The organism is Bacteroides clarus, assembly GCF_015555825.1.
GTDB classification, from domain to species: Bacteria; Bacteroidota; Bacteroidia; order Bacteroidales; family Bacteroidaceae; genus Bacteroides; species Bacteroides clarus.
Genome location: NZ_JADNLF010000001.1, coordinates 470,891 through 485,960, shown reverse-complemented (window position 1 = coordinate 485,960; position 15,070 = coordinate 470,891). Strand labels below are relative to the sequence as shown.

12 protein-coding genes are annotated in these 15,070 nt (G+C 46.4%); 8 read left to right on the top strand and 4 right to left on the bottom strand.

Going from position 1 to position 15,070, the window contains the following annotated elements:
• Positions 1-23 precede the first annotated feature (23 nt).
• Entirely contained in the window at positions 24-185 is a 162-nt protein-coding gene (rd, locus tag I2F54_RS01940) for a rubredoxin (RefSeq protein WP_009122198.1), read from the top strand.
• Here the strand turns inward: rd and I2F54_RS01935 are convergent.
• The gene (locus I2F54_RS01935) at positions 182-1,879 is read right to left on the bottom strand and encodes a Na/Pi cotransporter family protein (protein WP_009122197.1); all 1,698 of its coding nucleotides are present in this window, start codon (positions 1,877-1,879) and stop codon (positions 182-184) included. The two genes, rd and I2F54_RS01935, sit on opposite strands and share 4 nt — an antisense overlap.
• An 83-nt stretch (positions 1,880-1,962) precedes the next feature.
• Here I2F54_RS01935 and I2F54_RS01930 point away from each other — a divergent pair, with 83 nt between their 5' ends.
• Together I2F54_RS01930 and I2F54_RS01925 are read left to right on the top strand one after the other, a co-directional pair.
• The gene (locus tag I2F54_RS01930; RefSeq protein WP_087412088.1) at positions 1,963-3,636 is read left to right on the top strand and encodes a nucleoside kinase; all 1,674 of its coding nucleotides are present in this window, start codon (positions 1,963-1,965) and stop codon (positions 3,634-3,636) included.
• A 92-nt stretch (positions 3,637-3,728) separates the two neighbouring features.
• On the top strand, positions 3,729-5,234 hold the full coding sequence (locus tag I2F54_RS01925; protein ID WP_195500398.1) for a sensor histidine kinase: 1,506 nt from the start codon (positions 3,729-3,731) through the stop codon (positions 5,232-5,234).
• A 74-nt stretch (positions 5,235-5,308) separates the two neighbouring features.
• Here the strand turns inward: I2F54_RS01925 and I2F54_RS01920 are convergent, their stop codons facing one another.
• A complete protein-coding gene (locus I2F54_RS01920) occupies positions 5,309-6,682 on the bottom strand; it encodes an aminopeptidase P family protein (protein ID WP_195500397.1) in 1,374 nt (457 codons plus the stop codon).
• Between the two features lie 380 nt (positions 6,683-7,062).
• Here I2F54_RS01920 and rpoN point away from each other — a divergent pair, with 380 nt between their 5' ends.
• From rpoN to I2F54_RS01895, 5 genes are all read left to right on the top strand, one after another.
• A complete protein-coding gene (rpoN, locus tag I2F54_RS01915; RefSeq protein ID WP_009122193.1) occupies positions 7,063-8,553 on the top strand; it encodes an RNA polymerase factor sigma-54 in 1,491 nt (496 codons plus the stop codon).
• A 47-nt stretch (positions 8,554-8,600) separates the two neighbouring features.
• Complete coding sequence (locus I2F54_RS01910; protein WP_009122192.1) at positions 8,601-9,278, top strand: membrane protein; 678 nt, start codon at positions 8,601-8,603, stop codon at positions 9,276-9,278.
• A 25-nt stretch (positions 9,279-9,303) separates the two neighbouring features.
• Complete coding sequence (gcvH, locus tag I2F54_RS01905; RefSeq protein ID WP_009122191.1) at positions 9,304-9,684, top strand: glycine cleavage system protein GcvH; 381 nt, start codon at positions 9,304-9,306, stop codon at positions 9,682-9,684.
• Positions 9,685-9,856: 172 nt separating this feature from the next.
• Positions 9,857-10,366 carry a 5-(carboxyamino)imidazole ribonucleotide mutase gene (gene purE, locus I2F54_RS01900; protein ID WP_009122190.1) on the top strand — a complete coding sequence of 170 codons (510 nt, stop codon included), beginning with the start codon at positions 9,857-9,859 and terminating at the stop codon, positions 10,364-10,366.
• An 18-nt stretch (positions 10,367-10,384) separates the two neighbouring features.
• Entirely contained in the window at positions 10,385-12,244 is a 1,860-nt protein-coding gene (locus I2F54_RS01895) for a 4-hydroxy-3-methylbut-2-en-1-yl diphosphate synthase (RefSeq protein WP_195500396.1), read from the top strand.
• 59 nt (positions 12,245-12,303) lie between these two features.
• Here I2F54_RS01895 and I2F54_RS01890 read toward each other — a convergent pair whose 3' ends face one another.
• Together I2F54_RS01890 and I2F54_RS01885 are read right to left on the bottom strand one after the other, a co-directional pair.
• A complete protein-coding gene (locus tag I2F54_RS01890; RefSeq protein ID WP_009122188.1) occupies positions 12,304-13,146 on the bottom strand; it encodes a hypothetical protein in 843 nt (280 codons plus the stop codon).
• 220 nt (positions 13,147-13,366) lie between these two features.
• The gene (locus tag I2F54_RS01885) at positions 13,367-15,064 is read right to left on the bottom strand and encodes a S41 family peptidase (protein WP_022219247.1); all 1,698 of its coding nucleotides are present in this window, start codon (positions 15,062-15,064) and stop codon (positions 13,367-13,369) included.
• Positions 15,065-15,070 lie beyond the last annotated feature (6 nt).

Sequence of the window (15,070 nt, the reverse complement as noted above, 5' to 3'; positions counted from 1 at the left end):
AGAATTTTAAATAAAAGAAAGTTATGGAAAAGTACATCTGCACTATTTGCGAATACGTTTATGACCCGGAACTGGGAGATCCTGAAAACGGAATAGAACCGGGAACATCCTTTGAAGACCTTCCCGATGATTGGGTTTGCCCCTTGTGTGGAGTAGGCAAAGATGAATTTGAGAAAGCGTCCTAAGACGCTTTCTTTTCTTTTATATCACTGCTGGCTTCCACCACGTTGACAACGTAATCGCCCAGCTTTTCACATTCCGCAATGATATCCATATAATAGACACCCATCTGATAATCATATTCCTTGTTGTTGACGTCAAGGATATTCTGATTCTTCAACTGGTTGCGGTAATTGTTGATTTCATTTTCAAGGTTAAACGACTTGTTCACATCGATACCTTGATGTTCCGTACGTTCTACCACCACAATCATTTGTCCGAGAGCATCATCGGTCAGCTTCATCATAAAATGGATATGCTCGTATTGCTTCTCCGTAAATTCCAGATTCGCCTGACGCTTGCGATTGATAGTACGCGCCAAGTTGTAACAACTGTCACCGATACTCTCTATCTCCGTCACCTCGCGTAGCATAGCCCGGATTTGCAACTTACTCTCAGAACTTAAACGGCCTTCCGACACCTGGTTCAGATAGTTGGCAATCTCCAGTTCCATACTGTCGCTGATATTCTCGTACTTCTCTATCCGGCTGAACAGTTTATTGAAATCATCATCTTTATCGGTATGCAGCAAGTCGCGCACCATGCCGAACATACGATGCGTACGTTCCGCAAACAGATGAATCTCCTTGCTCGCCTGCAAAATGGAAAGCTCGGCCGTAGAAAGCATACCACCCGTGATAAAGCGCAGGCGATATTCCTCGTCCTGCTCCTTCTGCGGGATAATGGCACAAACCGTACGCTCTATAAACTTCACGAACCATATCAATATCAACACATTGCAGATATTAAAACAAGTATGGAAAGCCGACAGCTTGAATGAAACGGCAACGGCGGGATCGTTAGTACCCATTACATTTTCCACAAACCAAGATACTCCTTGCGTAAAAGGCACAAACAAGCACAATACCCATATAACACCGAAGACATTGAACGCCAGATGCGCCAACGCAGCCCTCCTTGCCTGCGTATTGGCGGTAAGCGCCGCAAGATTGGCCGTTATGGTCGTACCGATATTCTCACCGAGCACAAGCGCCGCTCCCAATTCAAAACTAATCCAGCCATTGGCACACATAATAAGAGTTATCGCCATTGTCGCCGCGGAAGCCTGCACAATCATGGTCAATACCGTTCCTATCAAGACAAATAACAGAATGGACAGATATCCCATGTCCGTATAGTCCTGCACAAAAGCCAGCATATCCGGGTTATGGCTCAAGTCGGGGGCATTGGATTGCAGCAAAGAAAGCCCCATGAAAAGGAAAGAGAAGCCAAAGATAAACTCACCTATGGACTTGCGGGCGCTTTTTTGAGAAAACATAAGAGGAATGCCAAAGGCTAAAAGAGGAAGGGCAAAAGCAGCGATGTCGACCTTAAATCCCAATGCGGAGATAATCCAGGCCGTAACGGTAGTACCGATATTGGCACCCATGATAACACCGATAGATTGTGACAAGGTCAGCAGCCCGGCATTGACAAAACTCACTACCATGACGGTAGTTGCCGAGGAAGACTGGATGAGCGCCGTGATAAGCACACCTGTCAGAACGCCGGTCACCCGGTTGGTCGTCATAGCGGTTAAAATCTTCCGCAAGCGGTCGCCGGCGAATTTTTGAAGTCCCTCACTCATAATTTTCATTCCGTAGAGGAACAATGCCAATGAGCCAAGCAGCTTTAAAAAATCATAAAAAGAATATTCCATCTTTAATTAGTTAAAGTGTTTCGTTGTGCCATTTGTTATTATGTCTTATATTTAACGTATTAATCACCCCAAAAAAAGACATCATGAAACACATGTTACAAATTTGTTGCAAAAATAATAATATTTCTAAAGAATTCCCTATAGGAAGCTCACTTTTGGATATTTATTACGGTTTTAATCTTAATTTTCCTTATCCGGTAGTCAGCGCCAAAGTAAATAACCGTTCCGAAGGACTGAATTTCCGGGTATATAATAATAAAGACGTGGAATTTCTGGATGTACGGGATTCTTCCGGCATGCGTACGTATGTCCGCTCACTCTGCTTTATCCTATATAAGGCTGTCAGTGAATTATTTCCGGAAGGAAAGCTGTTTGTGGAACACCCCGTATCCAAAGGCTATTTCTGCAATCTCCGCATCGGACGGCCTATCGAGCTGGAAGACGTGTCGGCCATAAAGAAACGGATGCAGGAAATCATAGCCGAAGACATCCCTTTCCGCCGTACCGAATGCCATACCACCGAAGCCGTGCGGGTATTCAGCGAACGGGGAATGAACGACAAAGTAAAGCTGCTGGAAACATCCGGTTCCCTATATACCTATTATTATACGCTGGGAGATACGGTGGATTACTATTACGGTAACCTGTTACCCAGCACAGGCTTTATCAAACTGTTCGACATCGTAAAATATTACGACGGCCTCCTGCTGCGCATCCCGAACAAGGAAAACCCGACCGTACTGGAAGAAGTGGTAAAACAGGAAAAGATGCTCGATGTATTCAAAGAACACCTGCGTTGGAACTATATCATGGGATTAAGCAACGTAGGCGACTTCAACCTTGCCTGCGAAGAAGGGCATGCCACCGATTTGATTAATGTGGCCGAAGCCCTGCAAGAAAAGAAGATAGCCCAGATTGCCGATGAAATCTACCACCGGGGAGAAAACGGCAACCGCGTAAAGCTCGTACTGATCTCCGGTCCTTCCTCGTCCGGGAAAACGACCTTTAGCAAACGGCTCTCGGTACAGTTGATGACCAACGGCCTGCGCCCCTATCCCATCTCATTAGATAATTACTTCGTAGACCGCGAAGACACCCCACGCGATGAAAACGGCGATTACGATTACGAATCCCTTTACGCCCTCGACCTCGAGCTGTTCAACAACCAGTTGCAAGCCTTACTGCGGGGAGAAGAGGTGGAGCTTCCCCGGTTCAACTTTACGCTGGGCAAAAAAGAATATAAAGGAGACAAGCTGCGTATCGACGAGCACACCATTCTTATATTGGAAGGAATTCATGCCCTGAATCCGGAGCTTACCCCGCAAATTCCCGCTGAAAGTAAATACAAGATTTACGTATCCGCACTGACAACCATCTCGCTGGACGACCACAACTGGATTCCCACAACGGACAACCGCTTGTTGCGCCGCATCATCCGCGACTTCAACTATCGGGGATATTCGGCTCAGGAAACCATCTCACGCTGGCCCAGCGTGCGTGCAGGCGAAGACAAATGGATATTCCCTTATCAAGAGAATGCCGATGTCATGTTCAACTCCGCCTTGTTATTCGAGTTTGCCGTACTGCGTTGCCATGCAGAGCCCATACTTACCGGCGTGCCGCGCAATTGTCCCGAATACGCCGAAGCCTACCGGCTCATGAAGTTCATCAAGTACTTCACACCGGTACAGGACAAGGAAATTCCACCGACATCCCTGCTCAGGGAGTTCTTGGGTGGCAGCAGTTTCAAGTACTAAGCCGGCTGCGAAAACAACCTTTTTAAATTTCCGCATACAATATAGCAAAGAAAGTTCTAACTTTGTATGCAAATAAAACAAACTCACCTATAATGAAAAGAATCATTACAATACTTTTGGCGGCATTTTTCTGCCTGTGTACCCAAACCTATGCGCAAAGCCGCGCCGATGAACTGATGAAACAAGCGCAAGAAAGCCTTGCCAAAAAAGAATATATCAAAGCCCGCTATCTCTTTCTTCAAGCCTACAATTCCTTTGCCTCGCAGGAAGAATATACGCAAGCGGTAGAATGCGGTGTCAATGCCAGCGCCCTCTATCATCGGGAAAACTATTATAAAGAAGCGTTCGAGCTTCTGCGCGGCGCCGAGCAGTTGGTGGGAACCGGTGAACAAAAGCTTAAAAAGAAGCTCCCCGACCTGCGTTTCCGTATCAACAAAGAACGGTTACAGATGTACATCAACACCAAAAATCCCGCCCGCGCCAAAGAACAGTTGAACAAGCTGGAAGAGACCGCCAAAGCAGCCGGGAATGATTCTTTAAGCAATGATTTCCTGTACACCCAAGCCGATTATTACTATACTTTCGGCATGAACTCACAGGGGGATGCGGCCTTCAAGAAGCTGATAGAGCAATACAAGCAGCAAAAGAATTACGCCAAAGTAGACGAATGTTACAAGACCCTCATAAGCATTGCCCGCAAAGCGAACAATGCGGGGCTGGTAGCGCGTACCTACGACAAATATATCATCTGGACAGATTCCGTTAAGGCGCTTACCGCACAAGACGAGCTGAATATAGTGAAAAAGAAATATGATGAAAGTCTGGCCACCATTCAGGAGAAAGACGATTCCCTCTCCGCCAAGCAGTATATCATCATCGGCCTCTGCATCCTGGCAGCCATTTTAGCTGCGGCATTAGCGATAGGAGCCGTCATATTATTACGCTTCATCATGCTGACACGCAAACAAAAGAAAGCCATCAGCATCGCCAACGAGCACAATGAGCTAAAGACCGAATTCATTCAGAATATCTCCTCCCAGATGGAGCCTACTTTGGATACCCTCGACCCGAAGCTGCCCGGTGTACAAGCGTTGCGTACTTTCTCCGGTCACATTCAAGAGCTGTCCGAACTGGAGAACAGCCTGTCGGAGCCTTACGAAGTACAGGAGAAAAATATCTCGACTTTCTGCGAAAGCATCATGGACAAAGTAAGGGGCAAGGTACAAGAAGACGTCACCCTCACCGTCAACGCTCCCAAACTGAATGTGAAAATTAACCCGGAACACTTGGAACGCATCTTGCTACATTTATTGGAGAACGCCGCCGAATATACTCCCGCAGGCGGAAAAATATGGTTGGATTTCAAGAAACGCGGCGCCCATACGCATCAGTTCATTATCAGCGATACGGGTTGCGGCATCCCCGAAGAGCAACGGGAAGACATATTCAAACCCTTTACCGAAGTAAAAGACCTGACAAAGGGCGATGGCTTGGGATTGCCCATCTGTTCATTGATTGCCGCCAAAATGAATGGCAGCCTGACACTGGACGGCAGCTACACAAAAGGGGCACGGTTTGTATTGGAACTACACGCTTAGGCAGTTGAAAGTTGGGAGTTGAGAGTTACCATGCAGCATAATAGCGCAGCCAACTCTCAACTCCCAACTTTCAATTATCTCAACGCTTCCACCTCTTCCGGTGTCAACGGAATTTTTTTGCCTAAGCGACGTGCACCGGTTTCCGTTATCAGATAATCTTCTTCATTGCGGATACCGCCGAAGTTGCGGTATTCTTCCACTTTATCATAGTTGATGAAGTCCTTAAACTTCTTCTCACCTTTCCACAGGTCTATCAGTTCGGGAATAAAGTAAATGCCCGGTTCAACGGTATGTACAAAGCCCGGTTCCAGAGGAATGGCAAGACGCTGGCTCTTACGGCCGAACTGCGTACTCTTGGGCTGACCGTTGTAACCCACCCAAATCTCTCCGAGGTTTTCCATATCATGCACATCCAGCCCCATCATATGTCCCAATCCATGAGGATAGAACAAGGCATGCGCGCCTTCGCGCACGGCATCTTCGGCATTACCTTTCATCAGGCCGAGGCTTTTCATGCCCTCTACCATAACACGGGCGGAAAGGTCATAAACATCCATATAAGAAATACCCGGACGAAGCGCCTTGACAGACTCCAGATGCATCGCATTCTGAATCTCGTAAACGGCTCGCTGGCGAGGGGTAAATGTTTTATCGGCAGGAATCGTGGAAGACATATCACCCGCATAACCCGACTCAACTTCCGCACCGGCATCAATCAGGAATAAATCTCCCGGCTTCACTCTATTGCCATGGTAATGATTGTGCAAAGTCTGTCCGTTGACCGTAGCAATCGTCGCAAAAGAAAGCTCGCAATTATTGGACTCGGCCACCCGGTTCATCTCCGCTACGACTTCGTATTCGCACATGCCCGGACGGAGTACTTTCATTGCCGTAATATGCATATCGGCCGTCACATTACACGCCTTTTCTATTTCTTCTATTTCTTCGGCGGACTTATAGCTGCGCTGCGCCACAATCGCACGGATAAAAGGGACAGAACCTTCCTGGCGTGCAGGCGGAATGCCCAGCCAGTCCATCAGTTTCAACTTATGTTCCGCCCGGTAAGGGGGGAGATAATGCACGGTCTGTCCTTTGCGCACCGCTTTGTGAAGATAGTCCGCGATGTCGGAAGAAGGCATCACATCCGTAATGCCCACACGCTCACTTTTCTCTTTCAGGGTAGGCTGGGTGCCCATCCAGACGATATGGTCAATCGTGAGCTCATCTCCAAATATAATCTCCTTGTCCCCGTCAAGGTCGATAATCGCCGACAAACCGGCAAACGACAAGCCGAAATAATATAAAAATGTAGAATCCTGGCGATAACGGAAGGTATTATCTTCATAATGCAGTCCTTGCTCGTCATTACCTAAGAACAGCAACACTCCTGAGCCTATGTTTTTCTTCAGCAGGGCCCGACGCTGTATATACGTTTCTTTAGCAAACATGATATTCCGTAATTTTAATAGTTATACCACAAAGATAAGAAGAAAATTTGAAAGGATAAGATAAAACCCGAACATGTATGAAGAAGAACCATTCAGTAGCCGAACCCGTGTCCAATGCCCTACCCCTGTCTTCCCTATGGTAAGATAGTATTAAAAGGCTTATAATATAGTATTGAAAGGCTTTTAATATCATATTATAAGCCTTTTAATACTATCTCACCCGTGAAGCGACCTCTACTCATACAGTGCAAAACACAACCAAGCTGCGTCTTTCTTGTTAAATATAATAAGAGAAGATTTCTCGTTCCCGAACTATTCACTATTTTTGCAAAAAGTGCGAAGATAAAACTTATCTTTGCAGCGAGTAAATAAAGTAAAGTATGGCACAAGGTTCCCGACAGATACAGACCCAAGCGCAACAGCAGATACAGACGCTATCACCACAACAGATTCTGGTGGTAAAGCTGTTGGAGCTTCCGGCAATAGAGCTGGAAGACCGTGTACGTGCCGAACTTCTGGAAAACCCTGCACTGGAAGAGGGGAAGGATGATGCCGCCAGTGATGAATATTCCGATACTTCCGACGCAGACTCCAACGCAGAAGACGGCGGAGACACCGATTATGATTCTTTAAGCGACTATCTCAACGAAGACGACATACCCGACTATAAATTGCAGGAAAACAACCGAAGCAAAGGAGAGCAAGCCGAAGAGATTCCTTTCTCCGACGCTACTTCTTTCTATGAAACCCTGAAAGAGCAGCTGGGTGAACGTAACCTCACCGAGCACCAGCGTGAATTGGCCGAATATCTTATCGGCTCATTGGACGACGACGGCCTGTTGCGCAAGTCTTTGGAAAGTATCAGCGACGAGCTTGCCATTTATGCAGGCATCGAAGCTACCACCGAAGAACTGGAAGAAGTATTAAAAATCATTCAGGACTTCGACCCCGCCGGATTGGGAGCCCGCGATTTGCAGGAGTGTCTCCTCATCCAGATACGGCGCAAGATAGAGCAGCAACATTTCACACCCAATCCGCTGCTTTATATCGAAGAAGCCATTATCGCCGAATGTTACGAAGAGTTCACCCGCAAGCACTGGGACAAAATACAACAGAAACTCGGATTGGAAGAAGAAGCCTTTCAGCAAGCCATCAAAGAAATCTGCAAACTGAACCCGCGTCCGGGCGCATCATTAGGTGAAGCCATCGGCAAAAACCTGCAACAAATCGTGCCGGACTTTATTGTAGATACCTATGACGACGGCACAATCAACCTGTCGCTCAACAACCGGAATGTTCCCGAACTGCGTATGAGCCGCGATTTCACCGAAATGGTAGAGGAACATACCAAAAACAAGGCGAACCAGTCTAAAGAATCCAAAGAGGCCATGATGTTTCTGAAACAGAAAATGGATGCGGCACAGGGGTTTATCGATGCCGTCAAACAACGTCAGAACACCTTGATGACTACCATGCAGGCCATCATCGACCTGCAACGTCCTTTCTTTCTGGACGGTGACGAGTCACTGCTTCGCCCCATGATACTGAAAGATGTGGCCGAACGTACGGGACTCGATATTTCAACGATCTCCCGCGTCAGCAACAGTAAATATGTACAGACCAACTACGGCATCTATCCGCTGAAGTTCTTCTTCAACGACGGATATGTTACGGAAGACGGCGAAGAGATGTCCGTACGGGAAATACGGAAAATCCTTAAGGAATGCATTGACAACGAGAATAAGAAGAAGCCTTATACCGATGACGAACTGACCGAAATCCTGAAAGAAAAAGGATACCCGATTGCCCGCCGTACCGTAGCCAAATACCGCCAGCAATTGAATATTCCGGTAGCAAGACTGAGAAAGTAGAAACAAAAGATGATAAAGTGACGGAGTGATAATGCAAAAATAAAGAAATGGCCGTAGAACAACATATTATAACTGACAAGACCCTTATCAGGACAGCCAAGGTAATTTCGGTGATGTTCACACCGTTTTCCATACCTTTCATGGCGTTCCTGATTCTATTCGTATTCTCGTACCTGCGAATCATGCCCCTGCAATACAAACTGATTGTACTGGGAGTGGTGTATTGCTTTACAATCCTTATGCCTACTCTTACCATCTTCCTCTTTCGTAAAATCAACGGGTTCAGTCCCGAAGACCTGACGGAGCGGAAACGAAGATACATACCTTTCATTCTGACCATTACCTCCTATGTATTCTGCCTGCTCATGATGCACCGGTTGAATATCCCCTGGTACATGACGGGAATTATCCTTGCCGCCCTCATCATGATGATTATCTGCGTGATTGTCAATTTGAAATGGAAACTCAGCGAACACATGGCCGGCGCCGGCGCCATAATAGGCGGCCTGGTTGCTTTCAGCGCCCTATTCGGGTATAATCCGATAAGCTGGCTATGCATATTCATTCTTATTGCAGGCGTATTGGGTACGGCACGAATTATCTTGCAGCACCATACGCTTGGCGAGGTAATGGGTGGGTTTGCCGTAGGATTGATTTGCTCCTTGTTGGTGCTGCACCCGCTCAGCAAACTAGTATTTCGCCTGTTCAGCATATTCTTATTTTAAATATTAACGCTTAAAACTAACGATTATGAATTTTCCTAATGATGTAAAGTACACGAAAGAACATGAATGGATTCGCCTGGAAGGCGATGTAGCTTATGTAGGAATTACCGATTACGCCCAAGAACAATTGGGAGACATCGTATTTGTCGATATTCAAACGCTAGGCGAAACATTGGCCGCCGACGAAGTATTCGGTACCATCGAAGTAGTGAAAACCATTTCCGACCTTTTCTTGCCTGTTGCAGGAGAAGTACTGGAACAAAATGAGACTTTGGAAGAACAGCCCGAACTGGTTAATAAAGACCCTTACGGCGAAGGCTGGCTCATTAAAATCAAACCTGCCGCCGATGCGGATTTCGACAGTCTGCTGGACGCAGAAGCATACAAAGCATTAATTAACGATTAGGAATTAGGGATTAGCGTTTAGTGATTAGTGATTAGCGATTAGCGATTAGCGATTGATGAGGAAAGGCTTCAAAACAAATCATCAACGCCCATCATTCCCCCTAATCACCAAACGCTAACCCCTAATCACTAACCCCTAATCACTAATCACTTATAACTTATAACTAAATAATATGTCTCCAATTGTAAGTATCATCATGGGCAGTACCTCCGACCTTCCTGTCATGGAAAAGGCCGCGCAACTGCTCAATGATTTACATGTACCGTTCGAAATGAACGCTCTCTCCGCTCACCGTACTCCGGAAGCCGTAGAAGAATTTGCCAAAGGCGCCCGTAAACGCGGTATCAAAGTAATCATCGCCGCAGCCGGTATGGCTGCCGCCCTGCCCGGTGTCATTGCAGCCAATACAACGCTGCCTGTAATCGGCGTACCCGTAAAGGGTTCCGTGCTTGATGGCGTAGATGCGCTTTATTCCATCATTCAGATGCCTCCGGGTATCCCCGTAGCCACCGTAGCCATCAATGGAGCAATGAATGCCGCCATTCTCGCCGTACAAATGCTCGCATTAAGCGATACCGGACTGGCAGAAGCCTTTACCGCTTACAAAGAAGGTCTGAAAAAGAAAATCGTGAAAGCGAACGAAGACCTGAAAGAAGTGAAATACGAGTATAAAGTAAACTAATCACTAAACACCAACAACGTGGATATATTCAATTATTCCCGACGAGAAACATCAGAAGTGAATATCGGAGCCACCCCTATGGGCGGCTCCAATCCTATCCGCATACAAAGCATGGCCAACACGTCCACGCAGGATACCGATGCGTGTGTGGCGCAGGCCAAGCGTATTGTGGATGCCGGTGGAGAATACGTACGTCTCACCACCCAGGGCATCAAGGAAGCGGAAAACCTGATGAACATCAATGCCGCCCTGCGCCGGGACGGTTATATGGTGCCGCTCGTAGCCGATGTTCATTTCAATCCGAAAGTGGCAGACGTCGCAGCGCAATATGCGGAGAAAGTCCGTATCAATCCGGGTAACTACGTAGATGCCGCGCGTACCTTCAAACATCTGGAATATACCGATGAAGAATATGCGCAGGAAGTCCGAAAGATACGCGACCGTTTCGTTCCGTTTCTGAACATCTGTAAAGCCAATCATACCGCTATCCGTATCGGCGTAAACCACGGGTCGTTATCCGACCGCATCATGTCACGTTACGGCGACACCCCTGAAGGCATGGTAGAATCGTGCATGGAATTTCTGCGAATTTGTGTCGCGGAAGAATTCACGGATGTCGTTATCTCCATCAAAGCATCCAACACCGTAATCATGGTAAAAACCGTGCGTTTGCTTGCCGACATAATGGAAAAAGAAGGAATGCACTTTCCCTTGCATCTCGGTGTGACGGAAGCCGGAGACGGCGAGGACGGGCGCATCAAGTCCGCCTTAGGCATAGGCGCTTTATTGGCAGACGGATTGGGCGATACCATCCGCGTATCTTTAAGCGAAGCTCCCGAAGCAGAAATCCCTGTCGCCCGAAAACTAGCGGATTATATCGCACAACATCATGACCATCCGTATATACCGGGCGCGGCAGCTCCTGATTTCAATTATCTCTCTCCCGACCGAAGAGCCACGGCAGCCGTGCACAATATAGGCGGAGAGAACCTCCCCGTGGTTATTGCGGCACGCCTGGATGGAAATATGGATTTTAATCCGCAGTTCATGCCCGATTATGTATACGTCGGTCGTCAGCTACCCGAACATCCCGCTGAAGGCGTACAATACATCATCGATGCCGACCTTTGGGAAGGACAAACCAATGTATGGCCTGCCTTCAAAGGAGAACAGCTGCCGTTTATCAGCGGATGCAACGCATCGCTGAAATTTCTGTTTGTCACCTACATGGGACTGAATGACGAAGTGATTGCCGGCCTGAAATACCATCCGGAAGTAGTGTTGGTGGCACAAAGCAACCACCCCAACAGATTGGGTGAATATCGCGGTTTAGCGCACCAGCTGATGAATGAAGGATTAAAGAATCCTCTTGTATTCTTCCAACATTATGCTGAAACGGAAACGGAAGACCTGCAAATCAAATCGGCCGCAGATATGGGAGCGCTTATTATCGACGGATTATGCGACGGTATTTTCCTTTTCAACCAAAGCGGCGAAAAGGGTGATAAAGCGATAAACGATAAAGTGACAGATGCCACAGCTTTCGGTATTCTGCAGGCAGGACGCATCCGTACCAGTAAAACCGAGTACATTTCCTGTCCGGGCTGCGGTCGTACACTCTATGACCTTGAGAGTACCATCGCCCGTATCAAACAAGCGACATCGCATCTGAAGGGACTTAAAATCGGTATTATGGGTTGTATTGTCAATGGTCCCGGTGAAATGGCCGATGCCGACTACGGATACGTAGGCGCAGGACGAGGCAAAATCAGCTTATACAAAAAGAAAGAATGCATCGAGAAAAACATTCCCGAAGAGGAAGCGGTAGAAAAGCTAATCGAGCTAATCAAGAGAAACGGGGATTATATTGAAAAGTAATATTTCCTCTCAGACAGTAAAGGTGCGCCAGAAGTTATGATTCTGACGCACCTTTATTCTTAATATCTAAAGCTAAGGAATATACGGAAAGATTTTGATTTCATTTTCCACTTATCGCTTTGAATCACATCATCAAAAGCAGGATCTTCATAATCTATGCCTTCATCATCAAAGGAAAGTCCGTTATAAGTAGCTTTCTTTGCCCAACGATGCTCTATACCGAATGAGATAGCCTTATACGCGACAGACGCTCCAAACGCGAAATTGGAAACATATCCGTGTCCGAAACTATCGTCAATCACCAACATGGAGTAGGTAGGTACATAATGGAAATATGCGGCAACCTTTAAGTCACCTATCGGATTGACTGTGATAGAAGGACCTACGTGCATAGACGCGTCTATCTGATGAATACCCAGGTCAATATCTTCTTCATCGTCATAGTCATAACCTCCATAATCGCCATAAGCGCGTGTGTAGGCTCCATCATTTGCATACGCATCCGGTTCGGAATACTTGGCATAAGAAATATCAAACCAAGTTGCATCGATACCGAACTTTATCATATTCAGCAGTGGCTTCTTATGCAGGTAATACGTTTTTCCAAAAGCCAGAGAAACGCCGAAATCGCTTTTCCATTCCGCTTCGGCATCTACTTTATCTGTCAAAGTCTGGTTTGTGATATAACCGATATTAAAATACTTGGCTCTTTTTTTCCATATTCTCTCATTACGTGCCGCATCTTCGGTTTTCTTCACTCTGCCGGAGAGTTCGTTTACCACTTGCAGTAAAGAATCCTCTCTTTGAGAAGATTGGGTTTCGGAATTAGTTTCTTGAGCAAAAACGCTTTGTCCTGTCAAAATCACGGTTGACAGCACCAACCAAAATAGTTTTTTCATCATAACTTGTCTGTGTTTTGCTTATGGTTCCTTCGTTCAGCATACCAGTAATCTTAGGAAAGCGCAGGAACACTAAAGGAAACTCCCTTTAACGCTTATTCGTTTTATTTTTACAAAAATAAAGGATTGCACACATACGCACAACGGGACAAAAACGAGATAGAAACTAAAAAACCGAAATAGCGAACTATTTCGGTTAAAATAAGGATTATGATGATGTTTTTTATTTTCCCTTTTTGCTCTCATCCGGCTTAACCGGCGGGACACTGAGCATTTCTTTATATTTTTCCGGAGCGGTCAATATTCCGACGGCCTCCTTCAAGTCTTTATCATCTTTCAACTGTTGGATGATACTTCCCCGCTGATAGTAATAACGTTTGATAATTTCCACCGCAATCATCTCCTTTATATCCTTTGAGAAATGATCAAGATCACGGTCCAAGTTATGAGACAGTTTCTTCTCCAAAGCCTTGAATTCATCCGACGCATCCGTCAGGTATCCCTCAAACTCCGCCATTTCTTTCAAGTTCTTCAAAATCTTCTCGGTCTGCTGGTCGTACTTGAAATCAGCTTTCTGTACCATCGCCTTGAAGTCGGCATAGTCGGCATCCGTTATCTTAAAATCTTTAGGAGCCGGAATTGTCGGATGCTTCAAACAGTATTCCGTAGCATAATTAAATATCAAGTTGTCATTCACCAAATAAAACAAGATATTAGGCAATTTATCCTGCTTGACGGTAATATCGGGAGTAACCCCGCCGCCGTCACGCACCTCACGTCCGGCAGCAGTGTGGAATACGGTAGTCAGGCTATCCGGAATACGCCCCACACTGCCGTCCTCATTACGGTGTTTATAGTCGATAGCCTGCACACAACGCCCGCTCGGAATATAGTATTTGGAAGTCGTCAGCTTCATTGTACCTCCATAAGGCAGCGGACGAGTGGTCTGCACAAGCCCTTTTCCAAACGTACGGTTACCCACCACCACTGCACGGTCGTAATCCTGCAATGCGCCTGCCAAGATTTCCGACGCGGACGCCGTAGCGCTATTCACCAGCACAGCCAGCGGGATTTCCAAATCCAGCGGCTCGCGCAACGTCTTGTACGTATTGCTTGCCTGCTTGGTCTTTCCTTTCGTCGTCACCAGCGTTTTGCCGCGCGGCAGAAAGAAGTTGGCTATTTCCACAGCTTCGTCCAACAAGCCGCCGCCGTTATTACGCAGGTCGATAACCAAAGAAGTTATTCCCTGTTTTTTCAAATCGAGAAATGCCTGTTTGAACTCTTTGGAAGGATTACCGGAGAAAGTGCTCAAATTGATATAACCGATATTGTTATCCAGCATTGCATAATACGGAATAAAAGGCAACTGAATAGAACGGCGAACAATATCGAATTCCAACGGCTGCTCCGTTCCGGGGCGTTGTACCTTCAATTTGAAACTTGTACCTACCTGCCCGCGAAGCATTTCGCTTACTTCCTGATTATTCTTTCCCGCAAGGTCTTTACCGTCTATTTCCAGAAGAATATCACCGGCTTTCAAACCCACGGTAGCCGCCGGCATATTTTCATAAGGCTCGGCTATCATGGAACGTTTCAGCTTGGTATTCCAAGTTATGATAGAGCCGATACCGCCATACGTATTCTTCAACATTTGTTCCAGTTCGCTCTGGTCGTCTTCCGGAAAATATTGCGTATAAGGGTCGAGTGAATACAACATGGACTCGATACCGGTACGAATAGTCTTGTTCGGGTCTATCGTATCCACATAGAACATATCCAACTCTTTCACAATAGAATTGAATATATCCAGATTTTTTGCCACCTGGAAACTACGGCTGTCTCCACTCTTAAATCCGAAAAAGAAGCTTGTACCTACTACCGACAATAGGACGGCTATCCAACGTATCTTTAAATATTTCATAATATC

Bases quoted from the DNA above. Each gene is read 5' to 3' on its own strand.
- rd (WP_009122198.1), top strand. From the start codon at position 24: ATGGAAAAGTACATCTGCACTATTTGCGAATACGTTTATGACCCGGAA.
- I2F54_RS01935 (WP_009122197.1), bottom strand. From the start codon at position 1,879: ATGGAATATTCTTTTTATGATTTTTTAAAGCTGCTTGGCTCATTGGCA.
- I2F54_RS01930 (WP_087412088.1), top strand. From the start codon at position 1,963: ATGAAACACATGTTACAAATTTGTTGCAAAAATAATAATATTTCTAAA.
- I2F54_RS01925 (WP_195500398.1), top strand. From the start codon at position 3,729: ATGAAAAGAATCATTACAATACTTTTGGCGGCATTTTTCTGCCTGTGT.
- I2F54_RS01920 (WP_195500397.1), bottom strand. From the start codon at position 6,682: ATGTTTGCTAAAGAAACGTATATACAGCGTCGGGCCCTGCTGAAGAAA.
- rpoN (WP_009122193.1), top strand. From the start codon at position 7,063: ATGGCACAAGGTTCCCGACAGATACAGACCCAAGCGCAACAGCAGATA.
- I2F54_RS01910 (WP_009122192.1), top strand. From the start codon at position 8,601: ATGGCCGTAGAACAACATATTATAACTGACAAGACCCTTATCAGGACA.
- gcvH (WP_009122191.1), top strand. From the start codon at position 9,304: ATGAATTTTCCTAATGATGTAAAGTACACGAAAGAACATGAATGGATT.
- purE (WP_009122190.1), top strand. From the start codon at position 9,857: ATGTCTCCAATTGTAAGTATCATCATGGGCAGTACCTCCGACCTTCCT.
- I2F54_RS01890 (WP_009122188.1), bottom strand. From the start codon at position 13,146: ATGATGAAAAAACTATTTTGGTTGGTGCTGTCAACCGTGATTTTGACA.
- I2F54_RS01885 (WP_022219247.1), bottom strand. From the start codon at position 15,064: ATGAAATATTTAAAGATACGTTGGATAGCCGTCCTATTGTCGGTAGTA.